The sequence below is a fragment of the Streptococcus sp. HMSC061D10 genome (assembly GCF_001808865.1).
Classification (GTDB): Bacteria; Bacillota; Bacilli; order Lactobacillales; family Streptococcaceae; genus Streptococcus.
Window position 1 is genome coordinate 58842 of the sequence record NZ_KV795008.1, and the last position, 25606, is coordinate 84447.

29 protein-coding genes and 1 pseudogene are annotated in these 25606 nt (G+C 39.7%); 24 read left to right on the forward strand and 6 right to left on the reverse strand.

Annotated elements, in window-relative coordinates:
* Positions 1 to 99 precede the first annotated feature (99 nt).
* From HMPREF2728_RS03120 to HMPREF2728_RS03165, 10 genes and pseudogenes are all read left to right on the forward strand, one after another.
* Entirely contained in the window at positions 100 to 777 is a 678-nt protein-coding gene (locus HMPREF2728_RS03120) for a CPBP family intramembrane glutamic endopeptidase (RefSeq protein WP_075227008.1), read from the forward strand.
* 11 nt (positions 778 to 788) lie between these two features.
* A pseudogene (locus tag HMPREF2728_RS03125) lies at positions 789 to 1457 on the forward strand (lysostaphin resistance A-like protein).
* A 120-nt stretch (positions 1458 to 1577) separates the two neighbouring features.
* The gene (locus HMPREF2728_RS03130; protein WP_075227084.1) at positions 1578 to 2252 is read left to right on the forward strand and encodes a CPBP family intramembrane glutamic endopeptidase; all 675 of its coding nucleotides are present in this window, start codon (positions 1578 to 1580) and stop codon (positions 2250 to 2252) included.
* A 161-nt stretch (positions 2253 to 2413) separates the two neighbouring features.
* Positions 2414 to 3109 (forward strand): AzlC family ABC transporter permease, encoded by a 696-nt coding sequence (locus HMPREF2728_RS03135; RefSeq protein ID WP_148130252.1) that lies wholly within the window; start codon positions 2414 to 2416, stop codon positions 3107 to 3109.
* Positions 3099 to 3422, forward strand: coding sequence for an AzlD domain-containing protein (locus HMPREF2728_RS03140; protein WP_060955089.1), 324 nt, complete (start codon positions 3099 to 3101; stop codon positions 3420 to 3422). The genes HMPREF2728_RS03135 and HMPREF2728_RS03140 overlap by 11 nt, the downstream gene beginning before the upstream one ends.
* A gap of 102 nt (positions 3423 to 3524) precedes the next feature.
* On the forward strand, positions 3525 to 4367 hold the full coding sequence (locus HMPREF2728_RS03145) for an amino acid ABC transporter substrate-binding protein (RefSeq protein WP_060955090.1): 843 nt from the start codon (positions 3525 to 3527) through the stop codon (positions 4365 to 4367).
* Positions 4368 to 4520: 153 nt separating this feature from the next.
* Positions 4521 to 5375: a MetQ/NlpA family ABC transporter substrate-binding protein gene (locus tag HMPREF2728_RS03150; RefSeq protein WP_075227009.1), complete on the forward strand. Its 855-nt coding sequence runs from the start codon at positions 4521 to 4523 to the stop codon at positions 5373 to 5375.
* 122 nt (positions 5376 to 5497) lie between these two features.
* Positions 5498 to 6871 carry a M20 family metallopeptidase gene (locus tag HMPREF2728_RS03155; protein WP_000231835.1) on the forward strand — a complete coding sequence of 458 codons (1374 nt, stop codon included), beginning with the start codon at positions 5498 to 5500 and terminating at the stop codon, positions 6869 to 6871.
* On the forward strand, positions 6864 to 7925 hold the full coding sequence (locus HMPREF2728_RS03160; protein WP_075227010.1) for a methionine ABC transporter ATP-binding protein: 1062 nt from the start codon (positions 6864 to 6866) through the stop codon (positions 7923 to 7925). Before HMPREF2728_RS03155 ends, HMPREF2728_RS03160 begins: the two co-directional genes overlap by 8 nt.
* Position 7926: 1 nt before the next feature.
* Entirely contained in the window at positions 7927 to 8619 is a 693-nt protein-coding gene (locus HMPREF2728_RS03165; protein WP_049495467.1) for a methionine ABC transporter permease, read from the forward strand.
* Between the two features lie 207 nt (positions 8620 to 8826).
* On the opposite strand, the gene HMPREF2728_RS03170 is transcribed toward HMPREF2728_RS03165, so the two are convergent.
* Positions 8827 to 9396, reverse strand: coding sequence for an MptD family putative ECF transporter S component (locus tag HMPREF2728_RS03170; protein WP_061863704.1), 570 nt, complete (start codon positions 9394 to 9396; stop codon positions 8827 to 8829).
* 131 nt (positions 9397 to 9527) lie between these two features.
* On the opposite strand from HMPREF2728_RS03170, the gene HMPREF2728_RS03175 reads away from it, so the two are divergent.
* The 14 genes from HMPREF2728_RS03175 (at position 9528) to HMPREF2728_RS03240 (ending at position 19826) form a co-directional block, all read left to right on the forward strand.
* Positions 9528 to 10379 carry an Rgg/GadR/MutR family transcriptional regulator gene (locus HMPREF2728_RS03175; protein WP_075227011.1) on the forward strand — a complete coding sequence of 284 codons (852 nt, stop codon included), beginning with the start codon at positions 9528 to 9530 and terminating at the stop codon, positions 10377 to 10379.
* Positions 10380 to 10566: 187 nt separating this feature from the next.
* Positions 10567 to 11814, forward strand: coding sequence for an MFS transporter (locus HMPREF2728_RS03180; protein WP_075227012.1), 1248 nt, complete (start codon positions 10567 to 10569; stop codon positions 11812 to 11814).
* A gap of 80 nt (positions 11815 to 11894) precedes the next feature.
* Positions 11895 to 13175 carry a histidine--tRNA ligase gene (gene hisS / locus HMPREF2728_RS03185; RefSeq protein ID WP_075227013.1) on the forward strand — a complete coding sequence of 427 codons (1281 nt, stop codon included), beginning with the start codon at positions 11895 to 11897 and terminating at the stop codon, positions 13173 to 13175.
* The gene (locus HMPREF2728_RS03190; protein WP_060955097.1) at positions 13175 to 13639 is read left to right on the forward strand and encodes a hypothetical protein; all 465 of its coding nucleotides are present in this window, start codon (positions 13175 to 13177) and stop codon (positions 13637 to 13639) included. Before hisS ends, HMPREF2728_RS03190 begins: the two co-directional genes overlap by 1 nt.
* Positions 13640 to 13648: 9 nt before the next feature.
* A complete protein-coding gene (locus HMPREF2728_RS03195; RefSeq protein ID WP_001176235.1) occupies positions 13649 to 13855 on the forward strand; it encodes a helix-turn-helix transcriptional regulator in 207 nt (68 codons plus the stop codon).
* Positions 13855 to 14055, forward strand: coding sequence for a hypothetical protein (locus HMPREF2728_RS03200; RefSeq protein WP_060955098.1), 201 nt, complete (start codon positions 13855 to 13857; stop codon positions 14053 to 14055). Before HMPREF2728_RS03195 ends, HMPREF2728_RS03200 begins: the two co-directional genes overlap by 1 nt.
* On the forward strand, positions 14055 to 14258 hold the full coding sequence (locus HMPREF2728_RS03205; protein ID WP_060955099.1) for a hypothetical protein: 204 nt from the start codon (positions 14055 to 14057) through the stop codon (positions 14256 to 14258). Before HMPREF2728_RS03200 ends, HMPREF2728_RS03205 begins: the two co-directional genes overlap by 1 nt.
* Positions 14255 to 14605 (forward strand): PspC domain-containing protein, encoded by a 351-nt coding sequence (locus HMPREF2728_RS03210; protein WP_045762548.1) that lies wholly within the window; start codon positions 14255 to 14257, stop codon positions 14603 to 14605. The genes HMPREF2728_RS03205 and HMPREF2728_RS03210 overlap by 4 nt, the downstream gene beginning before the upstream one ends.
* 7 nt (positions 14606 to 14612) lie before the next feature.
* Entirely contained in the window at positions 14613 to 15341 is a 729-nt protein-coding gene (locus tag HMPREF2728_RS03215; protein ID WP_075227014.1) for a DUF3169 family protein, read from the forward strand.
* Between the two features lie 94 nt (positions 15342 to 15435).
* Positions 15436 to 16110, forward strand: a complete 675-nt coding sequence (locus HMPREF2728_RS03220; RefSeq protein ID WP_045762549.1) for a DUF3169 family protein — start codon at positions 15436 to 15438, stop codon at positions 16108 to 16110.
* Positions 16111 to 16119: 9 nt separating this feature from the next.
* Entirely contained in the window at positions 16120 to 16761 is a 642-nt protein-coding gene (locus tag HMPREF2728_RS03225) for a CPBP family intramembrane glutamic endopeptidase (RefSeq protein WP_060955101.1), read from the forward strand.
* 18 nt (positions 16762 to 16779) lie between these two features.
* A complete protein-coding gene (locus tag HMPREF2728_RS03230) occupies positions 16780 to 16995 on the forward strand; it encodes a hypothetical protein (protein WP_060955102.1) in 216 nt (71 codons plus the stop codon).
* A gap of 148 nt (positions 16996 to 17143) precedes the next feature.
* Positions 17144 to 18907 carry an aspartate--tRNA ligase gene (gene aspS / locus HMPREF2728_RS03235; protein WP_060955103.1) on the forward strand — a complete coding sequence of 588 codons (1764 nt, stop codon included), beginning with the start codon at positions 17144 to 17146 and terminating at the stop codon, positions 18905 to 18907.
* Positions 18885 to 19826 (forward strand): YitT family protein, encoded by a 942-nt coding sequence (locus tag HMPREF2728_RS03240; RefSeq protein WP_060955104.1) that lies wholly within the window; start codon positions 18885 to 18887, stop codon positions 19824 to 19826. The genes aspS and HMPREF2728_RS03240 overlap by 23 nt, the downstream gene beginning before the upstream one ends.
* 62 nt (positions 19827 to 19888) lie before the next feature.
* Here the strand turns inward: HMPREF2728_RS03240 and HMPREF2728_RS03245 are convergent, their stop codons facing one another.
* The 5 genes from HMPREF2728_RS03245 to HMPREF2728_RS03265 all read right to left on the reverse strand — a co-directional run bounded on the left by HMPREF2728_RS03245 (position 19889) and on the right by HMPREF2728_RS03265 (position 25407).
* Complete coding sequence (locus HMPREF2728_RS03245; RefSeq protein ID WP_075227015.1) at positions 19889 to 20875, reverse strand: LacI family DNA-binding transcriptional regulator; 987 nt, start codon at positions 20873 to 20875, stop codon at positions 19889 to 19891.
* 9 nt (positions 20876 to 20884) lie between these two features.
* Positions 20885 to 21685: a DUF1189 domain-containing protein gene (locus tag HMPREF2728_RS03250; RefSeq protein WP_060955106.1), complete on the reverse strand. Its 801-nt coding sequence runs from the start codon at positions 21683 to 21685 to the stop codon at positions 20885 to 20887.
* Positions 21686 to 21889: 204 nt separating this feature from the next.
* On the reverse strand, positions 21890 to 22732 hold the full coding sequence (locus HMPREF2728_RS03255; RefSeq protein ID WP_049531176.1) for a sugar ABC transporter permease: 843 nt from the start codon (positions 22730 to 22732) through the stop codon (positions 21890 to 21892).
* Between the two features lies 1 nt (position 22733).
* Entirely contained in the window at positions 22734 to 24026 is a 1293-nt protein-coding gene (locus tag HMPREF2728_RS03260; RefSeq protein ID WP_075227016.1) for a carbohydrate ABC transporter permease, read from the reverse strand.
* 109 nt (positions 24027 to 24135) lie between these two features.
* Positions 24136 to 25407, reverse strand: a complete 1272-nt coding sequence (locus tag HMPREF2728_RS03265; RefSeq protein WP_006146133.1) for an extracellular solute-binding protein — start codon at positions 25405 to 25407, stop codon at positions 24136 to 24138.
* Between the last annotated feature and the right edge of the window lie 199 nt (positions 25408 to 25606).

A 25606-nucleotide genomic window follows, 5' to 3' on the forward strand; every position in this document is an offset into this window, starting at 1 on the left:
GGGATGAGTCCTCATCGTGGTGCTTTTGCTTGGGTTGTAGATCCATCAGTTGAGTTGTTTAAGCGTAGTAGAAGATAGAATACTATAGGAGTTGATTAAATGAAGAAAATGAAAGAAATGAAATTTCACCTAGCAACTGGCTTGTTGCTTTTGATCTATTACCTCATTTTTAATGTCATACCAGACTTAGATTTTACTGTAGCTTTGTCTGATGAGATCTACTATGTGTTCCAGGTTTTATTCGTACTTATCCTGGGAACTGTATCTACAATTATTTTTGTCAAAAGTGAACATTGGAAAGAGTATGGTCGTTTCCAGTTTCGTTGGTCTTACCTAGGTGTTTTCTTTCTTTCTTTTTTCTTATTATTTGTGTGGGCAAATCTAGCAACTCGTATCTTTCCTCGTACGCAAAATGGAAGTACGGTAGTGGAAGTAGCCACCAGTTTGACAGGAATTAGCTATTTTATTACGCGTGTACTTTACGGTAGTCTTATCGCACCTGTAGCAGAAGAAATCGTGTGTCGTGGCTTTTTGATGACAAGCTTGTCTAAATTTAAAAACTATTATATTGATGTTCTTGTTTCTGCTGCCATATTTGGCGCTATGCATGTTTTACAGCATGGTTGGATAACGACAGATTTCATACTCTACTTTGTAATGGGCTTGATATTTTGCATGATGTTTCGCTATACACGCTCTATTTATTGGGCCATAGCTTTACATGCTTCATGGAATACCTTCTTGCTTATTGTTAGTTTATTGGTGTTTGGATTTTAGAAGGGTGATATATGAAAAAGATCATCTCACGTTACTACTTGTTTGTAGCTATTCTACTTATCATTGCGGACCAGTTCTTCATCCGTCTGGTTTTACACAGCGACTTTGCTGCTGGTCTATCTGATTTTAGCTATTACTTTTCGGATATGATGCTAAATTTTCTTGTAGTTTTGCTTGCTCTTATTGCCATGGTTTGGTCAGGGAAATGGCAACAAATAAACAGTAGAAAATTTAAAGTGTCCTATCTTTTCTATTTCTTTTTAGCTCTTCTAGCTTTTTTTGTTTGAAATTTCGTTACATTTTTTATTTTCCCGTCCACCCAAAATGAAATTTCTTATCAACTGGATCTTCCTACTTTTACAGGTCCTACTGCATTTTTGATGTATTTTTTCTATCCAGTGATTGCAGGTCCCATTTTTGAAGAGATGATCTATCGTGGATTGGTGATGACCGCTTTGGAAAAAGGGAAGAAATGGGGACTGGATGTACTTGGTTCGGCTGCTTTATTTGGAATTCTGCATATCAGTAATCATGGTTGGGTTCTGACAGACTTTTTCGTATATATGGGTGGCGGTCTAATAATGGGAGTCTTTTTTAGAGTGACAAAGTCTATTTATTGGCCTATTGGATTGCATATAGTCAATAATGCCATTGCTCAAATTCTACCATTGTTGTTTTAGAGGTTTTTAAGAATCATAAATCAAGGGATGAGTCCTAATCGTAGTGCTTATGATTGGATGAGATGGATTTGGGGAAGTTTAGCTGGAAGATGGTGTAACTAAAACTTTAAAGGATCAATGATGAAAAGGAAAGAAACGAAATTTTACTTGACAACTGTTTTGATCATAGCCACCTATTACTTAATTTTTAATTTTGTAGCAAGGTTAGAATTTGTTAATCAATTATCAGATTCTGGGTTTTATGGCTTGCAAATTTTATTGATCGCCCTTGAGGGGATTGCTGCTACTGTGGTTCTTGTAAAGAGTCAAGGTTGGAAAGAATGCGGTCGTTACCAGTTTCGTTGGGCTTATCTGGGTGTCTTCTTTCTTTTCTTTATACTGATGTTTGTGTGGGTAAATATAACGACTCTGATTTTTCCTAGCACGCAAAATGGGAGCGAAATGATGAAAGAAGTTGCCAATTTGACAGGAATTAGCTACTTTATAATGCGCATTCTCTATGGCAGTCTCATTGCTCCTATCGTTGAAGAGTTGGTTTTTCGTGGGCTTCTAATGACAGCGTTGTCCAAATTTAAAAAGTATTATGTTGATGTCGTCGTTTCCTCCACACTCTTTAGTCTCATCCATGTTTTACAATATGGATGGGTGTTAACAGACTTCATCGTTTATGCAGGTGCAGGTCTGTTACTCTCTATGCTATTTCGTTATACTCATTCAGTGTATTGGTCAATGGCTTTTCATATCTTGTGGAATACATTTTTAATCATTGCCAGTTTATTGGTATTTGGGTACTAAATCTAAAATAGTTTATAAGTTGCATCGTAAGACTGGCCTCCCAGTCTTTTTCTGTTCTTGTCAATCAGCAGACTTTGTTCTATTTTACGAATATGTTATAATAATGTTTGCTGTGACTGTTTGAAAAGCAGTTGCTGAAGGAATGATTAGTGAGGAAGTTTATGAAAGAAAAAGGATTTTGGGAAGGTGTGCAGGCAGCCATGCCGACGGCTCTGGGTTATGTTAGTATTGGCCTTGCCTGTGGGATTATCGGTTCGCCCTATGTGACACCAGTAGAAATGGGCCTAATGAGTCTCTTTGTCTATGCTGGAAGTGCCCAGTTTGCTATGATAGCCTTGATAGCAGTTCAAGCCCCTGTGGCAGCTATTGCTATGACGGTCTTTTTGATTAATCTGCGTCTCTTTTTGTTGAGCTTACATGCGTCGACTTATTTCCGTCATACCAGTCTTTGGCAAAACATCGGTATGTCTAGCCTCTTGACTGATGAGACCTATGGCGTTTTGATGGGCGAGTTGGTGCATACGGATAAGGTTAACCCCATGTGGATGCACGGGAACAACCTTAACAGCTATCTAGCCTGGTTTGTCGGAACTGTTGTCGGAACTGCTCTAGGTGGACTTCTACCAAATCCAGAAATTTTTGGCTTAGATTTTGCCCTAGTGGGGATGTTTATTGGGATTTTTACTTCCCAGTTTCAGATTATGCAAAAACGGATTCCTTTGCGCAATCTCTTCATAATTTTAGCAGTTGTAGCTGTATCTTTCTTTTTGCTCTTGACGGTGGTGTCTCAGTCATTAGCTGTCTTGTTTGCGACCTTGCTAGGTTGTACCATGGGGGTGGTTTTGGATGGTCAGTAAGTATATTTTAGTAGCAATTGTCTTTTCTGGCTTGGTGACCTGGATTCCAAGAATGATTCCTTTTATCCTAGCCAAGTACAAGGGTTTGCCACCTATTGTCGAGCGCTTTTTGAAATTTCTACCAGTTTCTATTATCTTTGCCTTGATTCTTTCAAGTGTTGTGGCAGGAAAAGTTGGAAGCCTTCCACAGATAAAGTGGTTAGACTTTTTAGCAGTCTTTCCAACGGCTTTTGTAGCCTTTCGCTATCGCAATCTGGTAGGGACTGTTCTCTTTGGGGTGGTCTTGATAGCAGTCCTACGTTTGGTCTTTTAATCAGCCATAAAGAAAACCTATCACAAATATAGAAATCATATAATAGCGTAATTCCTTTTTTTCTGTTAAGATAAGATTGTATTCTATTTTGGAGGAAATATCATGAAAAAAATCGTTAAATATTCATCACTTGCTGCCCTAGGGCTTGTAGCCGCAGGTGTATTGGCAGCTTGCTCAGGTGGTGAAAAGAAAGAGGCAGCATCTGGTGAAGCAACATCTGATAAGAAAGAAATCGTTGTAGCAACTAACGCGTCACCAAAACCATTTAACTATGAAGAAAACGGTGAGTTAACTGGTTTTGAGATTGAGGTCGTTCGCGCCATCTTTAAAGACTCAGACAAGTATACTGTCAAGTTTGAAAAGACAGAATGGTCAGGTATATTTGCAGGTCTTGACGCAGATCGTTACCAAATGGCAGTTAACAACATCAGCTACACTAAAGAACGTGCAGAAAAGTACCTTTACGCAGCACCAACTGCTAAAAACCCTAATGTTCTCGTAGTTAAGAAAGATGATAACAGTATCAAGTCGCTTGATGATATCGGTGGAAAATCTACTGAAGTCGTTCAAGGAACAACATCAGCTAAACAATTGGAAGAATACAACAAACAACACGCAGATAACCCAACTGTCCTTAACTACACAAAAGCTGACTTCCAACAAATCATGGGACGCTTGAGCGATGGCCAGTTTGACTACAAGATTTTTGATAAAATCGGTGTAGAAACAGTTATCAAAAACCAAGGTTTGGATAACTTGAAAGTCATCGAACTTCCAAGCGACCAACAACCTTACGTTTACCCACTTCTTGCCAAAGGTCAAGATGAATTGAAATCATTTGTTGACAAACGCATCCAAGAACTATACAAAGACGGAACTCTTGAAAAATTATCTCAACAATTCTTTGGTGGTTCTTACCTCCCAGCAGAAGCTGATATTAAATAAGTTTGTAAATCATCCATTCTCTCGTAGGTGGATGATTTTGTCCTCTTTGAGTATATAGTTTTAAACTATAAGTCTACCTATCTTAAAACAATTTGCTAAATCAAATAAAGTATGAGATACTATTACAGTATTATTTTTAAAGGAGAACGAATCATGAAAATCAAAAAATGGTTAGGCGTAGCAGCTATCGCTACAGTAGCAGGACTTGCACTTGCAGCTTGCGGAAATTCAGAAAAGAAAGCAGACAATGCAACTACAGTTAAAATTGCGACTGTTAACCGTAGCGGTTCAGAAGAAGCACGCTGGGACAAAGTTCAAGAATTGGTTGAAAAAGACGGAATTAAATTGGAATTCACAGAGTTTACAGACTACTCACAACCAAACAAAGCAACTGCTGATGGTGAAGTAGACTTGAACGCTTTCCAACACTACAACTTCTTGAACAACTGGAACAAAGAAAACGGTAAGGACCTTGTAGCGATTGCAGATACTTATATCTCACCAATCCGCCTTTACTCAGGTAAAAACGGGGAAGAAAACAAGTACACTAAAGTGGAAGAAATCCCAAATAACGGTGAAATCGCAATTCCAAACGATGCTACTAACGAAAGCCGTGCCCTTTACCTTCTTCAATCAGCAGGTTTGATTAAATTGGATGTTTCAGGAACTGAACTTGCTACAATCGCAAACATCAAAGAAAATCCAAAGAACTTGAAAATCACTGAGTTGGATGCTAGCCAAACAGCTCGTTCATTGACATCAGTTGATGCAGCAGTTGTAAACAACACTTTTGTTACAGAAGCAAAATTGGACTACAAGAAAGCACTCTTTAAAGAGCAAGCTGACGAAAACTCAAAACAATGGTACAACATCATCGTTGCGAAAAAAGATTGGGAATCATCACCTAAAGCTGATGCAATCAAGAAAATTATCGCAGCTTACCACACTGACGAAGTGAAAAAAGTCATCGAAGAAACTTCAGACGGCTTGGATCAACCAGTTTGGTAATAAACACAGGGAGGTGGGAGAGATTTTTTCCACCTCTTGCTTTTATATAGAGACTAAAGAAAAGGAACATCCACTTGTATTGATTCCAAAGGTACAAGTCCTAGTAGAAAGGTAGAGAGAAAATGGTTTTCCCTAGCCAAGAAGAACAAATTGAAAAGTTTGAAAAGGATCATGTGGCGCAACATTACTTTGAAGTTTTGCGGACCTTGATTTCTAAAAAATCAGTCTTTGCCCAACAAGTCGGCTTGAAAGAAGTGGCTCGTTATCTAGGCGAGATCTTCAAGCGTGTAGGTGCAGAGGTCGAGATTGATGAGAGTTATACGGCACCCTTTGTCATGGCGCATTTTAAAAGTTCACGCCCAAATGCCAAGACTATCATTTTCTACAACCACTATGACACAGTACCTGCGGATGGCGACCAAGTCTGGACAGAGGATCCATTTACGCTTTCTGTCCGTGATGGCATCATGTATGGACGCGGGGTTGATGATGACAAGGGACATATCACTGCCCGCTTGAGTGCTCTTAGAAAATACATGCAGCATCATGATGATCTACCAGTCAATATCAGTTTCATCATGGAAGGCGCAGAGGAATCTGCCTCTATGGACTTGGACAAATATCTAGAAAAACATGCGGACAAGCTTCGTGGTGCAGATTTATTGGTCTGGGAACAAGGAACCAAAAATGCCTTGGAACAGCTAGAAATCTCTGGTGGGAACAAAGGAATTGTGACTTTTGATGCCAAGGTCAAGAGTGCCGATGTGGATATCCACTCTAGCTATGGCGGTATTGTAGAGTCAGCGCCTTGGTATCTGATTCAAGCCTTGACTAGTTTGCGAGCTGCAGATGGACGTATTTTAGTTGAGGGCTTGTACGATGAGGTTCAAGAGCCTAATGAACGAGAGTTAGCCTTGGTTGAAACCTATGCTCAACGCAATCCAGAGGAAATCAGCCAGATTTATGGCTTGGAATTGCCACTTTTACAAGAGGAACGTACAGCCTTTCTAAAGCGTTTCTTCTTTGAACCAGCACTCAATATCGAAGGGATTCAGTCTGGTTATCAGGGGCAAGGAGTTAAAACGATTCTACCAGCAGAGGCTAGTGCCAAGCTAGAAGTTCGTTTGGTTCCTGGCTTGGACCCACATGATGTTTTGGATAAAATCCGGAAACAACTAGACAAAAATGGCTTTGATAAGGTAGAATTATACTATACCTTGGGTGAGATGAGTTATCGAAGTGATATGAGTGCACCATCTATTCTCAATGTTATTGAGTTAGCCAAGAAATTCTATCCACAGGGCGTATCTGTCTTGCCGACTACAGCTGGGACAGGACCTATGCATACGGTCTTTGATGCTTTAGAAGTACCTATGGTTGCCTTTGGTCTAGGAAATGCTAATAGCCGAGACCATGGTGGAGATGAGAATGTACGAATCGCCGATTATTACACCCATATTGAATTAGTAGAGGAGCTGATTAGAAGCTATGAGTAGAGATATTATCAAGTTAGATCAGATCGATGTGACTTTTCACCAAAAGAAAAGAACCATCACAGCGGTCAAGGATGTGACTATTCACATCCAAGAAGGGGATATCTACGGAATCGTTGGATATTCTGGAGCAGGGAAATCAACCCTAGTTCGTGTGATTAACCTCTTGCAAAAACCATCTGCAGGTCGAATTACTGTAGATAATGATGTAATTTTTGATGGCAAGGTTACCTTAACTGCTGAGCAATTACGTCATAAACGTCAAGATATTGGGATGATTTTCCAACACTTTAACCTGATGAGTCAGAAAACAGCAGAGGAAAACGTAGCCTTTGCCCTCAAACACTCTGGGCTCAGCAAGGAAGAAAAGAAGGCTAAAGTAGCTAAATTGCTCGACTTGGTGGGCTTGGCTGACCGTGCCGAAAACTATCCTTCACAACTATCTGGAGGTCAAAAACAACGTGTGGCTATTGCGCGTGCCTTGGCCAATGATCCAAAAATTTTGATTTCAGATGAGTCAACTTCAGCTCTTGATCCAAAGACAACGAAACAAATCTTGTCACTCTTGCAAGAACTGAACCGTAAACTAGGTTTGACCATTGTCTTGATTACACACGAGATGCAGATTGTCAAAGACATTGCTAACCGTGTTGCTGTTATGCAGGATGGTCGCTTGATTGAAGAGGGCAGCGTTCTTGAAATCTTCTCAGATCCTAAACAACCTTTGACTCAAGACTTCATCTCAACAGCCACAGGTATTGACGAAGCTATGGTCAAGATTGAGAAACAAGAAATCGTAGAGCACTTATCTGACAATAGTATTCTGGTACAACTCAAGTATGCAGGAGCTTCTACAGATGAGCCACTTTTAAATGAATTGTATAAGCACTACCAAGTAACAGCAAATATTCTCTATGGAAACATCGAAATTTTGGATGGTACTCCTGTTGGTGAGCTTGTGGTTGTCTTGTCAGGGGAAAAAGAAGCCTTGGCAAGCGCTCAAGAGGCCATCCGTCAGGCTGGTGTGCAACTAAAAGTATTGAAGGGAGGACAGTAAGATGGCAGAATTGATTAAAGCATACTTACCAAACGTCTATAAGATGGGTTGGTCTGGTCAAGCTGGCTGGGGAACAGCTATCTACTTGACTCTTTATATGACGGTTCTTTCCTTTATCATCGGAGGTTTCCTAGGACTGGTTGCAGGGCTTTTCCTTGTCTTGACAGCTCCAGGTGGGGTCTTGGAAAATAAAGTTGTTTTTTGGATTTTGGATAAGATTACCTCTATTTTCCGTGCGGTACCATTTATCATTCTCTTGGCAGTCTTGTCACCCTTCTCTCATCTAATCGTAGGAACAAGCATTGGTCCAAATGCGGCTATCGTTCCGCTATCTTTTGCAGTCTTTGCCTTCTTTGCCCGTCAAGTACAGGTGGTATTGGCTGAGCTAGATGGTGGTGTCATTGAGGCAGCTCAAGCTAGTGGAGCGACTTTCTGGGATATCGTGGGTGTTTACCTATCAGAAGGACTTCCAGATTTAATCCGTGTGACGACTGTAACCTTGATTTCACTAGTCGGTGAAACAGCCATGGCGGGAGCGGTCGGAGCAGGTGGTATCGGTAACGTAGCCATCGCTTATGGTTTTAACCGTTACAATCACGATGTGACCATCTTGGCAACCATTATTATCATTTTGATTATCTTTACGATTCAGTTCTTGGGAGACTTCTTGACCAAGAAATTAAGTCATAAATAAAAAAAGAGCCAGCTGGCTCTCAGATTGAAGAAAAAGTTCGTTGTGGACAATTTTCTTCAATCTTTTTCTTTTATTAGAGAAAATAAAAAAACTCTTAAAAATAGCATGTTTCAGCATTTCTAAGAGTTTTCAAGATGTAGTAACTAAGCTCCTTTAATTACCGAAAGGGTTTGTCAATCTACTGAGAGATGTGTGGCTCTTTTTCTATCACATTTTGTCTGCAAACTTCTTACTAAGTTTTTGTCCGATCAAGGCACCGAGTAGAGCACCGATAAGGACGCTTGCTACAAAGAGAAGAATGGTAATGAGATTTGGCGCAACCATGATGCGATCAATATAGTTCTGAGATTTTCCACGAGCAACTAGGGTTGCTATGTAAGCTTGAGGTGTCAACCACATGAGTAGGATGGGACCAGTAGTACCAAAAGCAAAAACTAGGAAGGAAAGAAGGTTCTTGACCTTATCTTTGTAGTGTCCAAGATGAGCAATGCCATCTGCTGCAAGACCGCAGATGATTCCTGGAAGAAAGGCACCAGCACCATGCTTGCTTCCGAGGAAAAAGAGAGAGATAACGAGCCCAATCGTAGTAATAGCTCCAAAACGAGGAACCTTTGCTAAAAGTATCATATAGACACTACCACCCACAAGAGCAGAAAAGGCAGGGGCGTAAAACATATTTCCAGTGTGGTCGACAAGGTTTCCTAGTAGAACTCCTACTCCGATGCAGAGAAAGTAGACAAGGGCAGCTACAAGGGTCGTCAAGATATTCTTTTTCATAAATTCTCCTTCGTATATCTGATGTTTTTCATTGTACCATGCTTGGCTCAGATTGTAAATGCTGGTTTGGAACTAGTATTTATTAGGAAATGTGGTAAAATAGGAAAAAATAAAAGACGAGTGGTAAGAGGATGAAGAATTTAGGAAAAGTTTTTAAAGAGTTACGAGAATCAAGAAAAATTTCCTTGAGAAAAGCAACAGGTGGACGCTTTTCAGCATCCTTATTGTCGCGTTTTGAAAATGGTCAGAGTGAAATATCTGCTCCAAAGTTAATCACAGCTTTGGAGAATATTCATGCGAGTATGGAAGAATTGTTATTTTTGGCGAGAGGTTTTCATCAGGATGCCTATTCTGAATTTAGAAACAGAATAGTTGAGGCTATTGACCCTCAAGATTTGACATCCTTGCGCACTCTCTACCAGAGAGAGTATCAACAACTTCCTTTTTCAAAAGATAGACAGCAACACATTCTCAATGCGATTTTAATAAAATCTTATATGAAAGCCATTGATGAGACGGTTACATTGACCGCTGAGGAAGAAAGAGTCCTACATGATTATCTATTTTCTGTCGAAATTTGGGGACACTATGAACTTTCGTTCTTTTCTTCCTGCTCTCCTCTTTTATCAGTCCAGCTTTTGACAAAGTATACTCGGGAAATGTTGCGGAAGTCAGATTTCTTGCAAGGAGTTGGGAAAAATCGAAATATGATGCACACCTTGCTCCTCAATGGTTTTATGGCCTGTATTGAAGTTGATGATTTTACCAATGCCCTCTATTTCAAAAAACAAATTGAAAAGAACTTCTTTGAAGAAAATGAAACCTATTTTCGAATAGTCTACCTATGGGCAGAAGGTTTGCTTGATAGTAAGCAAGGAAGAGCGGAGGAAGGACAGAGAAAGATGGAGGACGCTGTCCGTATTTTTGAAATGATTGGTTGTAGCAAATCTGCAGACTATTATAGAAGTGCCAGGGAGTGTTGAATATTTGCAACTAGGTAAATTAAATTGAAACGATAGGACTGTGAAGATACTTATTAGTAGTAGAAAATTCTAGCGTTTTCGTTATTCGTTTAATCTGTTGCATATATTCAAAAAATATTCTCAAGGTCTTCTTGATGCTATACTAGAGCTACCATAAAAGTAGAATGTGAGAAAGAAAGGAATCTATATGAAACTATTACTAAGAAATCAAGCATACAGAGTTTTGAGCTTATCACGATTTTTCAATGCTTTTGGTGCTTCCATTTTTAATTTAGTATTTGTGGTCTATGCCTCGACTTTGCCAGAGGCTTCTGTTGCCGTTGCCATGGCGAATGTTGTGATGATGCTTCCAACTCTTTTTACAGTTTTTGTGGGAATTCGGGCTGATTACACGAGGGACAAGGTCAAATGGATGACCTATGTCGGTTTATTTCAGGCGGTTTTATTTTTTCTAGCAGCCCTAGTTGTTCAGCAAGCTAGTTTCTTTGCCTTTTCGACCCTTTGCCTCATCAATGTCCTTAGTGATGTAGCCAGTGATTTTGCTGGTGGCTTGCGAATGCCTCTCGTTAAAGAAAAGGTAGCAGAGTCAGATCTGATGGAGGCCTATTCCTTTTCACAGTTTATTACCTACATCTCTGCGATTGGCGGCCAAGCTTTTGGAGTTTGGCTATTAGGGGTGTCAACACAGAACTTTTCGCTCGTAGCGGGAATCAATGCCATATTTTTCCTAGTGTCAGCTCTCATTCTCTTTTTAGGAAGGGCTGAATTAAGCTTATCAACTCCACTTGTTGATAGTAAATCACTGAAAAATGAGAAACTTTCTATCGAAGATCAGTTTTTAACGATTTACCGAAACTTACGTCTCGTTTTTCTTAAAAGTGGACAGAAAAACTTTGGTTTTATGCTCTTTGCTATCTTGATTATCAATGCTTTGGGTGGTGCCTTAGGTGGTATCTATAACATCTTCCTTTTAACTCATTCCTTACTGAATTTTTCCTACAAGGATGCATTGTTTATCTTACAATTGATTACCTTATTAGCGGTTATCATCAGTAGCCTTACGGGCAATGATTATTTTGGGAAGCAATCTCTGCCTAGATTGATGATGTGGGTTACATTAGGAGCCAGTCTAGTTGGTCTATCTAATTTGTTAAACCAAGTCTTGCTCGGGATGCTTTTCGTCTTTTTTACCATGTATGTTTCTGGGAAAATTTCTCCAAAGATTAGTGCTCTGCTCATGAAAAATCTCGCTCCAGAGGTTCTCTCTCGTACCAGTAATTTTTTAGGTTTGTTGTTTACTCTATCTATACCAGTGGGGACGGCTTGTTTTTCACTGGTGGCAGTATGGAATATACAGTTAACATGGGCTCTGTTTGTTGGGCTTTCCTTGCTTGCGATTCTCCTAGCTAGTCTTAATCTCAAAAATGAAATTTAGATGTTAGTCTTCTTTTCACACTGTCCCAATTTTCTCATTTATGGTAAAATAGGACTATTAAGTTATAAAGAGGATTCCCTATGAAATTACAAAAACCAAAAGGAACGCAGGATATTTTACCTGCTGAGTCTGCCAAATGGCAGTATGTTGAAGGATTTGCGCGTGAAATCTTCAAACGCTACAACTACGCAGAAGTACGTACTCCAATTTTTGAGCACTACGAAGTCATCAGTCGTTCTGTTGGAGACACAACTGATATCGTAACCAAGGAAATGTACGATTTTTACGACAAGGGAGACCGTCATATTACCCTCCGTCCAGAAGGAACTGCTCCAGTTGTTCGTTCTTATGTGGAAAATAAACTTTTTGCGCCAGAAGTTCAAAAACCAAGTAAATTCTACTACATGGGTCCAATGTTCCGCTATGAGCGCCCACAAGCAGGTCGTTTACGCCAATTCCACCAGATTGGAGTGGAGTGCTTTGGATCTAGCAATCCAGCTACCGATGTAGAAACGATCGCTATGGCAGCCCACTTCTTGAAAGCAATCGGTGTTCAAGGTGTCAAACTACACCTCAACACTCTTGGAAATCCTGAGAGCCGTGCGGCTTACCGTCAGGCCTTGATTGACTACTTAACACCGCTCAAGGAGACCTTGTCTAAGGATAGCCAACGTCGCTTGGAGGAAAATCCTCTCCGTGTCTTGGACTCTAAGGAAAAAGAAGACAAGGTGGCTGTGGAGAATGCACCATCTATATTGGATTACCTGGATGCAGAAAGCCAAGCTCACTTTGATGCTGTTCGTCAGATGTTGGAAAATCTCGGAGTAGACTATATCATCGATACCAACATGGTGCGTGGTTTGGACTACTATAACCACACGATTTTTGAGTTTATCACAGAAATCGAGGGCAATGACTTGACAGTCTGTGCAGGTGGTCGCTATGATGGCTTAGTTGCTTATTTCGGTGGTCCTGAGACTGCTGGATTTGGTTTTGGACTTGGTGTTGAGCGTCTTCTTTTGGTCCTTGAAAAACAAGGTGTAGCACTTCCTATCGAAAACGCCCTAGATGTCTATATCGCCGTTCTCGGTGAAGGAGCAAATCTTAAAGCCTTGGAGTTGGTACAAGCTCTTCGCCTACAAGGTTTCAAAGCAGAGCGTGATTACCTCAACCGTAAACTCAAAGCGCAATTCAAGTCAGCCGATGTTTTTGCTGCTAAGACTCTTATCACTCTTGGAGAGAGCGAAGTCGAAAGCGGACAAGTGACAGTCAAGAACAACCAAACTCGAGAAGAAGTTCAAGTTTCACTTGAAACAATCAGCCAAAACTTCTCAGAAATCTTTGCAAAATTAGGATTTTAATAACAGATAAACTGGTCAGGATCTTACTCCTGACCGTTTTCTTTTGCAAAATGACAAAAATCATAAACTTTTTGACAAATATGCTTGTCAAAAAGAAAAAGATGTGTTACAATATAATCAAGTTAAGAGAAAAGGAGAAAGGAACAATTATGTGGGCATTAGGATTTGTACCTCTTGTGATTATGTTTTGTATCTACCATTCTCAAAAGGTCAAGAAACTAGAGAATAAAATCAAAAAGTTTGAGCGAAAAGAGAAAGGTAATACAGAAATGTCAAGATTATTAAAAGAAATGATTGGGAGAACGCCGGTCATCGTTGGACAATTATTTGGAACAGATAACTGGGAAGTTGTGGATGTTGATGAGGAATGGGTCAAGCTACGACGTGTAGATAAAAAGGGAAAAGAAAAATTCAAACTACAACGCATTGAGGATATCCAAACGATTCAATTTGACGGAAAGTAGGTGTGTGACATGCAACTAAAAAATCGTCTAAAAGAGCTTCGGGCTCGCGATGGCCTGAATCAAACTGAACTGGCCAAGCTAGCAGGCGTATCCAGGCAAACCATCAGTCTATTGGAGCGGGATGAGTACACGCCCTCCATCGTCATTGCTCTGAAGATTGCTCAGATCTTTAATGAGCCAGTCGAGTCAGTTTTTCGCTTAGAGGAGGATGAGTGATGAACAAGTATAAAGTGATTTATTATCTATGTATCGTTGTGTTTATCGTGAATCTTTTGGCCATGATTGGAACCCTATTTGGTTGGTTTACAATTGTTGAAAGTAAATATCTCTTCTGGATTAATATAGTGCTACTATTAGTCTTTAGATGGGTAGAGAAAAAAATAAAGTTCAAAGAGCTCGTAAAAGGAGAGAAATGATGTTGAGACATAAACTGTTCTATTATGTAGCACTTGTAGCTCTATTGGTCGGCGTGTTTCTAATTATTGGGACAGACTTAGGCTGGTTTAATCTGTATCAAAGTGAGCAATCCTTTTGGATTTACTTTGGCCTCATCCCAGTAGTTGAATGGATTGAAAAGAAATTAAAAAATGTAGAAGTTGTAAGAGGAGAAGAATCATGAAAGAATTTTTAGCAGGTTTTCAAGTCGATACTGAAGACAAAGCACTTGCAGGTGTCTGTGCAGGTTTAGGAAACTATTTTAACATCCAAACCAATATCGTTCGTTTGGTGACGATCTTCTTGTTTCTTTCTTCGACGGAGATTGGGATTATAATAGTGGCTCTCTATGCTTATCTAGCAGGTTGGCTAGGTAAAGAGTCATTGGGAGATAGAGCGAAAAAAGCAAGAAACCAAGCTATTCTCTTATTTGTTGTTTGTTTGCTTTTGGTGTCGCTTGGAGCAGAAGGTTTGACAGCTATTTTTGAATCAGGTAAAGCCTTTGGTCAGTGGTTGGCTGGTTTAGTTTAGAGGGAGTATGAATATGAAAAAGAAACGAGTGCTATATTTCTTATTATTGTTTATATCAGTATTTATTACAGGTATGTTTATGGGACGTGCTTTGGCAATGGGAGTCAGTTTCAATCTAACAGATTTGATTCCTTGGTTTTCTGGCTCTAGTTTATTATTGGCATTGATTAGTATCCTTTTGGCTTTCAATTTCCTAAAGAAAAGTAGGGAATTTCACTCCTTGTATCAAGAGGAAATGGATGATAATCTGAATGAAACCTATTATGTGCAAATGTATCGAAATCTTGAGTTTGGAACAATTGCTTCTAACATAGTTTCAGTTACGACTTTGTTAGCATTTTTTATATCGGCGACTGAAGTGCTTATACTTGGTAATAGTTATCTAACTTTAGCACTCTCTTTTCTAGGGTTGATGTTGCTATTTGTTGTTCAAAAACATCTTTTGAAGACAATTTCTATTGTTCGTCAGTTTGATTTGGCATTTTTCTCCATGCCAAAGGATGTGTTAGATTATGTCAATTCTTACGATGAAGGAGAGCGACAAGCTAATTTGGAACAGAGTTTTCGGATTTTATTTCAATTAAACCAATATATTTTACAAGGTTTGTATATTTTTATTACTATCGTTTCTGTGCTTACAAGAGAAATTCAGTTATTAGCTCTTTTAGCCGTAGCGGTAGTCCATATTTATATCAATGTAATGCAAATACCTATGGTGAAACGTTATTTCAAATAGGAACAATCACTGAAACTACTAAAAGTTATTAGTTGGTTTAGATAGGGGCCAGAAAATGAATAATAATCGTAGATGGTGGAGAGTGGGAGTGTGTATGTTAAGTGCTTTTGTAGGAGTCTTTGCTTACACTCTTAGAGGTATAGTTGAACAGATTCAAATGTCACAAGTCTTACCTACTATTTATGGACTTACTCTCGTTATTGGAGGACTTTCCTTCATCTTAGCCATGTATTATCTTGGTAAGAGTCGAGAAGTTTATACTCTTTATCAAAGGGGGACAGAGGAAGAAGATAGTGATCAGACTTATGTAAGAGCCTATCGTTACTTGGATTATGGTTCGGTTTCTTCCAATGTTTTGATGATAGCAATGATGACCAGTGGGATTATACTGATTTCTCCGATATTTAAGAATACCTTGCTAATTCTTCCAGCTCTTATTCTATTATGCTTATACATTATTGTTGCCAATTACTTGTTGCGAACTATTTTTATCGTTCGACACTATAAACTGTCTGCTTATTACACTCCAAAAGATATTTTAGATTATCTTAACAGTTATGATGAGGGAGAAAAGCAGGCAGAGATGGAGAGTGCCTTTTTAACTCTGTTTAGGCTGGATCAAATTTTACTGCCATCACTCTATTTTTTATTGATAGTATTATCAGTTGTTTTACGAGAAATACAAGTGGTTGCCTTAGTTCTTTTAGTTGTCATCCATATCTATATCAATGTTGCACATTTACGAAAAACAAAACGTTATTTTAAATAGGAGAATCTTATGAAAACACTTAAAAATATTGGCTGGTATAGTCTTACTTTCTTATCATTTATTATGGTCTATAGTTTTATTCAGGGCGTAGGCTTAGAAGCCATGAAAATGGGTGCGCCTGAATATGTTGCTGTCCCAATTTATGTCTTATTAGCAGGAATTTTCACCTTCGTTACCTACAAGTGGTATAAGACAGGAACCGTTACGATTGAAAAAACAGCCCTCAACAAATACATCTGGTTGCCTGCCTTGGTGTGGGCCCTTGTCATTGTTGCTCAATTCTTTTTGCCAAATGATCCATCAGTCAATCAACAGACGGCAGAACAATTGACTCATAATCAACCTCTCTTCGCTTTCTTCATGATAGTTGTCTTTGCGCCCCTGACAGAAGAGTTAACCTTTAGAGGTATGCTAGCTCGTTATGTCTTCCCTCAACAGGATAACATCAAGCAGACAGCTCTCTTTCTACTAGTAACAAGCATCATCTTTGCCCTCGTTCATTTCCCTGGAACTCCACAACAATTCCTAGTGTATGGTTCCCTCGGTTTGAGCTTGGGGTTGGCTTATATCAGCAAGGGTGGACTGGCTTACAGCATTGCTTTACATGCTTTAAATAATTTAATCGGATTTTTAATGATTCTCATGCTATAATAGACTCAGGAGGAAGTCATGAAACGAGTGATATTATTAGCAGTGATTCAGGCAGTTGTTCTCTTCTTTATCATTGGAGCGCTTGCCTATGCTTTTAAAGGGGATTTCTTTTATAACCATCTAGCAGTTATCTTTGCACCAATTGCAGGTATTATGCGATTTGCGACAGCCTATGCAACGGAGATTGTTCTCCCTAAAAAGGCTGCAGAGATTGCTGAAAAGCGTAAAAAATAAAGAAATTCCAAGTAAAATAAGATCCAGCGAATGACTTTGCTGGATTTTTTCATTTATAGCAGGATTCTTCTCAACTTTTCTGATGATTTTCATGAAGAGCCTGCGCTTTTATGGTAAAATAGTAACAGAATAAAAGAGGAGAGAAAACATGAAACGTAGTATGTATGCTGGTCGTGTTCGTGAGGAGCACATCGGACAAGAAATTACCTTGAAAGGCTGGGTTGCACGTCGTCGTGACCTTGGTGGTTTGATCTTTATCGATCTTCGCGACCGTGAAGGAATCATGCAGTTGGTTATCAACCCAGAAAAAGTATCTGCAGAGGTGATGGCAACAGCTGAAAGCCTTCGTAGTGAATTTGTCATCGAGGTGACTGGTCAAGTTGCTGCACGTGAGCAGGCCAATGATAAGTTGGCGACTGGAGCAGTTGAACTGAATGTAACAGCTCTTACTGTACTTAACACAGCTAAAACAACACCATTTGAAATCAAGGATGGTATTGAAGCAAACGATGATACGCGTCTACGTTACCGTTACCTTGACCTTCGTCGTCCAGAAATGTTGGAAAATCTTAAACTTCGTGCCAAGGTAACGCATTCTATCCGCAACTACTTGGATGAGTTGGAATTTATCGATGTGGAAACACCATTCCTTTCTAAATCAACACCAGAAGGGGCGCGTGACTATTTGGTGCCATCTCGTGTTAATAAAGGGCATTTCTATGCTCTTCCTCAAAGTCCGCAGATTACAAAACAGTTGTTGATGAATGCTGGGTTTGATCGTTACTACCAAATTGTTAAATGTTTCCGTGACGAAGACTTGCGTGGTGACCGCCAACCTGAATTTACTCAGGTCGACTTGGAAACTTCATTCTTGACTGAGCAAGAAATCCAAGACATCACAGAAGGCTTGATTGCGCGCGTGATGAAGGAAACAAAAGGCATCGAAGTAACACTGCCATTCCCTCGAATGAAGTATGATGATGCTATGGCTCTTTATGGTTCTGACAAGCCTGATACTCGTTTTGAAATGTTGCTTCAAGACTTGACAGATCTTGTCAAGGGTGTTGATTTCAAGGTCTTCTCAGAAGCACCTGCCGTTAAAGCCATTGTAGTTCAAGGCGCAGCAGACAACTACTCTCGTAAAGACATCGACAAGATGACAGAAGTAGCTAAACAGTATGGTGCCAAAGGTCTTGCTTGGGTCAAGGTAGTTGATGGAGAATTAAATGGACCAGTTGCGAAATTCTTGACTGGTATCCAAGCAGACTTGACAACAGCGCTTGGTCTTGAAGATAAGGACTTGGTTCTCTTTGTGGCTGATACGCTTGAAGTAGCTAATGCAACTCTTGGTGCCCTTCGTGGACGTATTGCTAAAGAACTAGGCTTGATTGATAATGATAAATTTAACTTCCTTTGGGTTGTTGACTGGCCAATGTTTGAATGGTCTGAAGAAGAAGGCCGTTATATGAGCGCCCACCATCCATTTACCCTTCCTCAAGCAGAAACTGCTCACGAGCTCGAGGGTGAATTGGCTAAGGTTCGTGCCATTGCCTATGATATCGTCCTAAACGGTTATGAACTTGGTGGCGGTAGCCTTCGTATCAACCAAAAAGAACTGCAAGAACGTATGTTCAAAGCTCTTGGTTTCTCAGCTGAAGAAGCCAATGACCAGTTTGGTTTCCTTTTGGAAGCCATGGACTATGGATTCCCACCACACGGTGGTTTGGCTATCGGTCTTGACCGTTTTGTCATGTTACTCGCTGGAGAAGAAAATATCCGTGAAGTCATCGCCTTTCCTAAGAACAACAAAGCAACTGATCCAATGACGCAAGCACCATCAACAGTAGCTCTTAAACAATTAGAGGAACTTAATCTACAAGTAGAACAAGATGAAACAAACGAAACTAACTAAAAAGTGGAATCATTATCTTCGCCGCTTTGCTTATCGAGTAAAGATTTTGCGTGTTTTACAAAGTATTTCTCGAGAAAAATACGATGAAAAAATCTCAGCTTCTCTGGTATATGGTTTTCTATCAGCAGTAGCTGTCAATTTCTTTTTCCAACCAGGGCACGTTTATTCAAGTGGTGCGACAGGTTTGGCCCAGATTATATCTGCTCTAAGTAACCACTGGTTTGGGTTTCATTTCCCAATCTCAGTAGCATTTTATACCATCAATATTCCTCTCATGATTTTGGCCTGGTATCAAATTGGACATAAGTTCACGATTTTTACCTTTATCACGGTATCTATGAGTTCGCTCTTTATCCAGTTTGTGCCGGTGGTGGTCTTGACAGAAGATCCAATCATCAATGCCCTTTTTGGGGGTGTTGTCATGGGGCTTGGAATCGGATTTGCGCTACGTCATAACATCTCCAGTGGCGGAACAGATATTGTCAGCCTAACCATTCGTAAGAAGACAGGTCGTAACGTCGGAAGCATCTCTTTCTTGGTGAACGGTACCATCATGTTGATTGCTGGAGTGACCTTTGGTTGGAAATATGCCCTTTATTCCATGATTACTATCTTTGTCTCAAGTCGTGTGACAGATGCAGTTTTCACCAAACAAAAACGCATGCAGGCCATGATTGTTACTAGCAATCCAGATGCAGTCATTGAGAAAATCCATCATAAATTGCACCGTGGAGCGACTATGATCCATGATGCTGAAGGAACTTATAACCACGAACGTAAGGCTGTTTTGATTACGGTTATCACTCGTGCAGAGTTCAATGATTTTAAACTGATCATGAAGCAAGTTGATCCAACAGCCTTTGTTTCTGTTTCAGAAAATGTTCATATCCTAGGCCGATTTGTCGAAGTCGAAAACTAATCAATTATAAAAATAGATTACAAAAAACCAACTCTAAGCAAAAGTGTTAGAGCTGGTTTTTCTTATTTTTCAATGATTTCATGCGCAATGACTTGACGATAGCAGATTTGACGATTTTCTTTGACATCATTGATGATTTGAAGAATAGTCTCAAACGAAGTGCGGCCGAGAGCTAGACTATTAATATTGACATAGGCTGCTAGGTTTAATTTTGGATTTACAGAGTCAAAGCTAAGAACAGGGACATTCAGCTGATGTTCGTTGAGGTAGTTACAAACACCTTCAGCTAAGAGGTTATCTGTTGTGATAACAGCATCGGTTTTTGGATCGTATTCAAAAAGTTGTTTGCTAAATTTATATCCCTTTTCTTCAAGAAATCCATCAGCGAAAAAGGTACGATGACTATCAAGAGATAGTTTGTGTTCTTGGAGGGCTTGCTCGTAACCTGTTAGACGATCCTGCGTAACGTAGAGTTTCTTGGTACCGCCGATGAAAGCAATGCGGCTGCATCCTTTTTTGATGAAGTATTCTGTCGCATCAAAACCAGCTTGAATATTATCATTGTCAACAAGTGAAATGAAGGGTGATAGTGATTTCCCAAGGATGAGGAAGGGAAATTGTTCTTCAGTAACGAGTTTAACCAAGGGGTCATTTTCTTGGGCATACAAGAAGATAAGACCGTCTACACGCTTTCCATAAACCATCTGTGAAATTGCATTTAAGCGCTCTTTTTCGTCTTTTCCAGTTGCAATCTGGATAGCATAGTGATTTTCTGAAGCAACTTGTGCAATTCCTCTAAGGACAGAAGGAAAGAAAGGATTTTGATAGAAAACGTCTGAATCATCTGGAAGAACCAGGCCGATAACCTGCGTATAACTACTAACCAGGCTTCGGGCATTAAGATTAGGATGATAGTTGAGTTCTTTCATTACCTTTCGAACTCGTTTTTTGGTTTCATCGCTAATGGTTGATTTGTTTTGAATAACACGGGTTACGGTTGAGGGTGAGACCCCTGCAGCCTTGGCCACGTCTTTAATCGTAACAGGCATAATAATCTCCTACTTGTGGTAGTCTGGATCACGGAAATGCGTTTTGTAAAAGATAGTGACCAGGTATAGAACAAATAAAATGTTTTGAACAGTAATTAAAGTTGCCATATTTTGGCCTAGGAGACCGAGAATCATGGCAAGTAAGGTTGGTAATCCTAAACAGTTCAAGATGAAATGATAGCACTCTTTATAGCTTTTAAATGAAAAGAGACGTGATTTTTTCGTAAAGTAGAGCAAGAGGCTAGAACCTAGAGCAACGATGAAAAAATTAAGTCCGAAGAGGAAGCTAGAACCTAACACAAGAAAGAGGCTAACATAGATACGATTCTGTTGATACCAGTCTTTAGAAATGTCTTGTGTTAAGCTTTCCTTGCTTTGGAAACTATCGGTCGTGATCGCATGATAGCGAATGCTAGTCAATTCTTTTCCTTGCTTACTGATGACGAGTTGCTCAGGTTCAAAGTTAAGAAGTAATTCTTCAGGAAAGTTTGAACTAGAAGCGTCTCCGATTTGAACAGAAGCTAGATGAGGAGTTGAACCAGTATAGCTCAGCTTCCCATCATTAATCTGAGTATTTGCAGCTAAATCTTGTACGACATCGTCCGTCAGAGGAGCGTAGACATCATCGATGAAGGTTTCTAAAGGATAGGTGTCCTGAGAGCTGTTCTGGATGGCAATAGGAACCATAGACAAGCTAATCAAGAAAACACTGGTAAAAATCAGTTGAAACCAGTTTAGACCGAAACGATGAGAGAGGGGCTTACGAAATCCCCAAATACTATTAAAATAAGAAAATGGATATGGTAGCATAAATCTCTTTCTATAGGCATTTTTCTATACGAGTATTATATAGAGAAATGGTTTTTATTTCAAGCAGGGGAGACAAATCCTTGTTAAAAGTAGACTTTTAATAAAAATTATCAACTAGCCATGAGGGGATTTTCAATAAGTTCTTGTTTTTCATCAGACTATATCAGCACAAGTTCAAAAAAGAAAAAGGGTGGCGGGGGTATATTACCCCTTGTCGCCACCGCTTGTAAGTCCTGAAACGAAGTTCTTTTGCAAGAAGAAGAAAAGTGTACAGATTGGAAGAGCGATGAGGATAGCACCTGCTGAGAAGTAGGCGATCTTCATGTTCTTCACATTGCTAACGAAGGTTTGTAGACCAACGGCAACTGTAAAGTATTCTTTTTCACGAAGCAAGAAACTAGAGAGGATATAGTCTCCGAAAGGTCCCATAAAGGCCCAGAGTGCTTGTACAGCAACCATTGGGCGAACAAGAGGGAGAACGATTTGCCAGAAGCGGCGGAAATGTCCTGCACCATCAAGTTTTGCAGACTCATCAAGAGACATTGGCACGGTGTCAAAGTAACCTTTCATCAACCAAGCATTCATAGGGATACCACCACCAACGTAGAGGAAGATGAGGAACCAGCTATGGTTAAGGGCATTCAACATGAGGGCCATAACGAAGAAGGCAGTCAAAGCGGCCATTGTTGGCACCATTTGGATAATCAAGAAGAAGACCAAACTTTGTTTACGAGCCAAGAAGTTGTAACGGCTATAGGCATAACCAGCAAGTACGATAATACTTGTTTGTACAACCATAGTGATCAAAGCGATGATCAAAGTGTTGAGGTACCATGTACCGTACAAGGTTTCTGTAAAGAGCCCTTTGAAGTTATCAAAATTGAAGTCGATGTTAGTATCGAGTTTAAAGGCTGCGACGTTACCTGCCTTGAAGGCTGACATGATAGTAATCAACAGTGGATAGATAATCACGATTGAAAGGCCAATCAAATAGAGGTAAGTAAGGGTTTGAGTCAGTCTACGTTTGAGTTTGATTGAGTTATTCATCTTAGACGTCCTCCATATCAAATGCGTGTAGTTTCTTGAATGCGATCATAGAGATTGAGATGACAATGATAGAAATAATCAAGGTAACAGCTGCCGCCATTGAGTATTGAGGTGATGTACCTGTTGTCAAGCGGTAGATCCATGAGATCAAGATATCAGTTGAACCAGCTCCCCCTCCGACAGTACCAGGTCCTCCACCATTGAAGAGGTACATGATAGAGAAGTTGTTAAAGTTGAAGGTGTATTGGCTAATCAAAGTAGGTGCTGCAACAGCCAAGATCATTGGGAAAGTGATGTTGCGGAATTTTTGCCAAGCATTGGCACCGTCAATATAAGCTGCTTCGTAAAGGTCGTTAGGAATAGATTGCAAGATACCCAAGGTCAAAACGTAGATGTATGGGAATCCGAGCCAGCCTTGCATCATAATCAAGGCAACCTTAGTCCAAGTTGGGTCTGTTTTCCAAGGAATAAGCGCCCCATCAAGGAAAGGAAGAACCTTAGCAAAGAGAGGGATAACTTGGGTATTGATTGCTCCAACACTATCGTTAAACATGTTTGAGAATGTCAAGATAGTGATGAAGGCTGGGACAGCCCAAGGAAGAAGGAAAATAACACCAAAGATACGTTTTCCTTTGATAAATGGTTGGTTAGCAATGATAGCTGTGAAGATACCAATCACGATCTGTAAAGTTGAGGCAGATAAAGCCCAAATGATAGTCCAAGAAAGAACAGAACCAAAGGCAGAACGGAAGGTACTCAAGCTCCAAATGTTTGTAAAGTTGGTCAAACCAACCCAGTCTAACAATTTGTTTGGTGGCAAGTGTTGGAAGTCATAGTTTGTGAAGGCAATCATCAAGGTTACGACAACGGGGAAGATGATTGCAAAGGTCATGGCAATATAAGACGGAATAATCAAGAGGTAAGGGAAGCCATTTTCATAGATTCCTTTGATCATATCTTTTAGCGTAAGTGGTACTGGAATTCCATTGTTAATACGTTTTGCGATAGTATGTGCATCTTTAATATTTGAGAAATAAAAGAGTACATAAACGACTACAAAGATTAAATGGAAGGCACCACGAATTAGCATGAAGAGGGAATTATCACGACCTGGCTTGTCACCAAGAGTAATGAGGTTGCTCAATTCAGGGGCTGCAAGTGCTAGGAAATAAAGGACAAATACGATGGTTACACCAAGGAAGATAAAACCTTTGGCCTTTTGTTTATTGTAAATCTGTCCTAACCCAGGAATGATAGACAGCAGTGCTGCTTTACTAGGTTGTTGCTTTTCCATAATAACTCCTTTCATAGGATACTGGTTTCTAATTAAAACCTAAACTATATATGTTTTTATTGATAAATTCAAAGGGGGATTTGAATTCCACCCCCCTTGAACAAATTTTTTATTCACCAAATTTTTGTTTGATTGTTTCTTTGATCAATGTTACAGCATCGTTTGCAGCTGTCTTAGCATCTTTCTTACCACTTACAGCTTCAAATAGCATTGTTTTAGCTGGGTCCCAAACAGCTGACATTTGAGGGATGTTTGGCATTGGTTGAGCGTTTTGGAACTGTTTGATAACAGCTGTTGTCAACTCATCGTTTTTACCTTCAGCATATGAACGAGCCTCAGTGTTAGCTGGGATTTCGTTAGTTTTATCGTAGAAGGCTTTTTGTTCTTCAGTTGAAACAAGGAAGTCTACAAATTTTTGAGCAGCTTCAAGGTTCTTAGTACTTGATGGGATGATCCAAGCTTTACCACCACCGAATGTTTCATAGTTTTTACCGTTTGGAAGAGTTGGGATAGTCGCAACACTGTAGTTTACTTTAGCATCTTTGAAGGCCTGAGCTTTCCAAGGACCATCAATGATAGCAGCTGTTTTACCTTCTTGGAATTGAGTTTGGATTAGGTTTGGAGCTCCTTCTGTATCTTGCATACCTTTAGGCCATTTTTCGTACCAAGTTTTAGCGTAGTTGATAGCAGTGATAGCTCCTTCGTTTGCAAGTCCGATATCTTTAGAATCTTTACCGTTTTGGCCGAATACGTAACCGCCGTTACCAGCAAGAAGTCCGTATGCATAGTAGAAGTTTGTCCAGTCAGCAAGGAAGGCAGTTGTTTTACCATCTTCACCAGCGAAGGCATATTTGCTATCTTTAGCAAGTTCTTCTAATTCAGCAAAAGTTTTTGGAGCTTCTTTAATCAAGTCTTTATTATAGTACAAAACAAGTGACTCGATAACAGCAGGAGCACCGTAAACTTTACCGTCAGCAGCTGTTACAAGAGATTTAGTTTTATCATCTGTTTTAGCACCGTCGCTCAATTTCACTTCTGAAAGTTGTCCGTCTTTACCAAGGCTACCTACTCGGTCGTATGGTGCCATCATAACGTCAGCAGCTTTACCAGATTGGTTATCTAGAGAAAGGTTATCGAGACCACCCATTTGGTCTCCTGTTTTGATAGTAACTTTTACTCCAGCTTCTTTTTCGTAAGCTTGTGCAGCTGATTCAGCAAATGCTTTATATTGGTCTTCAACGTATAAAGTAAGTTCTTTACCTTCAGATGAACCAGAATCAGCCGCTTTATCAGCAGTTTTGCTTCCGCAAGCTACCAAAAGTAAGCTAGCAAGAGTAGCAGTACCAAGTACAGCTGCGCTCTTCATGAATTTTGTTGACATAGTGTATTCCTCCTAAAGAATAACAAATTTTAATTTCGAGGAAACGCAAACGTTTTCCCTTATGACTTTAGTATAGCACAAACAGAAAACGGTTGCAAGTCTTTTTTTAGAAAAAAATTTAAAAAGCTTGTTACTAGCTAATTCCTAAAATTGTTTGTATAATAGAAGAGAAAGATGTAATCGTGTAAATTTCGATTCA

What these genes read in the sequence shown, in the direction of transcription:
- HMPREF2728_RS03135 (WP_148130252.1), top strand. Translation starts at nt 2,414, where the DNA reads ATGAAAGAAAAAGGATTTTGGGAAGGTGTGCAGGCAGCCATGCCGACG.
- HMPREF2728_RS03250 (WP_060955106.1), bottom strand. Translation starts at nt 21,685, where the DNA reads ATGCTACCATATCCATTTTCTTATTTTAATAGTATTTGGGGATTTCGT.
- hisS (WP_075227013.1), top strand. Translation starts at nt 11,895, where the DNA reads ATGAAATTACAAAAACCAAAAGGAACGCAGGATATTTTACCTGCTGAG.
- HMPREF2728_RS03160 (WP_075227010.1), top strand. Translation starts at nt 6,864, where the DNA reads ATGAGTAGAGATATTATCAAGTTAGATCAGATCGATGTGACTTTTCAC.
- HMPREF2728_RS03220 (WP_045762549.1), top strand. Translation starts at nt 15,436, where the DNA reads ATGTTAAGTGCTTTTGTAGGAGTCTTTGCTTACACTCTTAGAGGTATA.
- HMPREF2728_RS03210 (WP_045762548.1), top strand. Translation starts at nt 14,255, where the DNA reads ATGAAAGAATTTTTAGCAGGTTTTCAAGTCGATACTGAAGACAAAGCA.
- HMPREF2728_RS03200 (WP_060955098.1), top strand. Translation starts at nt 13,855, where the DNA reads ATGAACAAGTATAAAGTGATTTATTATCTATGTATCGTTGTGTTTATC.
- HMPREF2728_RS03255 (WP_049531176.1), bottom strand. Translation starts at nt 22,732, where the DNA reads ATGAATAACTCAATCAAACTCAAACGTAGACTGACTCAAACCCTTACT.
- aspS (WP_060955103.1), top strand. Translation starts at nt 17,144, where the DNA reads ATGAAACGTAGTATGTATGCTGGTCGTGTTCGTGAGGAGCACATCGGA.
- HMPREF2728_RS03155 (WP_000231835.1), top strand. Translation starts at nt 5,498, where the DNA reads ATGGTTTTCCCTAGCCAAGAAGAACAAATTGAAAAGTTTGAAAAGGAT.
- HMPREF2728_RS03145 (WP_060955090.1), top strand. Translation starts at nt 3,525, where the DNA reads ATGAAAAAAATCGTTAAATATTCATCACTTGCTGCCCTAGGGCTTGTA.
- HMPREF2728_RS03120 (WP_075227008.1), top strand. Translation starts at nt 100, where the DNA reads ATGAAGAAAATGAAAGAAATGAAATTTCACCTAGCAACTGGCTTGTTG.
- HMPREF2728_RS03245 (WP_075227015.1), bottom strand. Translation starts at nt 20,875, where the DNA reads ATGCCTGTTACGATTAAAGACGTGGCCAAGGCTGCAGGGGTCTCACCC.
- HMPREF2728_RS03170 (WP_061863704.1), bottom strand. Translation starts at nt 9,396, where the DNA reads ATGAAAAAGAATATCTTGACGACCCTTGTAGCTGCCCTTGTCTACTTT.
- HMPREF2728_RS03205 (WP_060955099.1), top strand. Translation starts at nt 14,055, where the DNA reads ATGTTGAGACATAAACTGTTCTATTATGTAGCACTTGTAGCTCTATTG.
- HMPREF2728_RS03140 (WP_060955089.1), top strand. Translation starts at nt 3,099, where the DNA reads ATGGTCAGTAAGTATATTTTAGTAGCAATTGTCTTTTCTGGCTTGGTG.
- HMPREF2728_RS03180 (WP_075227012.1), top strand. Translation starts at nt 10,567, where the DNA reads ATGAAACTATTACTAAGAAATCAAGCATACAGAGTTTTGAGCTTATCA.
- HMPREF2728_RS03230 (WP_060955102.1), top strand. Translation starts at nt 16,780, where the DNA reads ATGAAACGAGTGATATTATTAGCAGTGATTCAGGCAGTTGTTCTCTTC.
- HMPREF2728_RS03165 (WP_049495467.1), top strand. Translation starts at nt 7,927, where the DNA reads ATGGCAGAATTGATTAAAGCATACTTACCAAACGTCTATAAGATGGGT.
- HMPREF2728_RS03130 (WP_075227084.1), top strand. Translation starts at nt 1,578, where the DNA reads ATGAAAAGGAAAGAAACGAAATTTTACTTGACAACTGTTTTGATCATA.
- HMPREF2728_RS03260 (WP_075227016.1), bottom strand. Translation starts at nt 24,026, where the DNA reads ATGGAAAAGCAACAACCTAGTAAAGCAGCACTGCTGTCTATCATTCCT.
- HMPREF2728_RS03215 (WP_075227014.1), top strand. Translation starts at nt 14,613, where the DNA reads ATGAATATGAAAAAGAAACGAGTGCTATATTTCTTATTATTGTTTATA.
- HMPREF2728_RS03150 (WP_075227009.1), top strand. Translation starts at nt 4,521, where the DNA reads ATGAAAATCAAAAAATGGTTAGGCGTAGCAGCTATCGCTACAGTAGCA.
- HMPREF2728_RS03240 (WP_060955104.1), top strand. Translation starts at nt 18,885, where the DNA reads ATGAAACAAACGAAACTAACTAAAAAGTGGAATCATTATCTTCGCCGC.
- HMPREF2728_RS03195 (WP_001176235.1), top strand. Translation starts at nt 13,649, where the DNA reads ATGCAACTAAAAAATCGTCTAAAAGAGCTTCGGGCTCGCGATGGCCTG.
- HMPREF2728_RS03225 (WP_060955101.1), top strand. Translation starts at nt 16,120, where the DNA reads ATGAAAACACTTAAAAATATTGGCTGGTATAGTCTTACTTTCTTATCA.
- HMPREF2728_RS03265 (WP_006146133.1), bottom strand. Translation starts at nt 25,407, where the DNA reads ATGTCAACAAAATTCATGAAGAGCGCAGCTGTACTTGGTACTGCTACT.
- HMPREF2728_RS03175 (WP_075227011.1), top strand. Translation starts at nt 9,528, where the DNA reads ATGAAGAATTTAGGAAAAGTTTTTAAAGAGTTACGAGAATCAAGAAAA.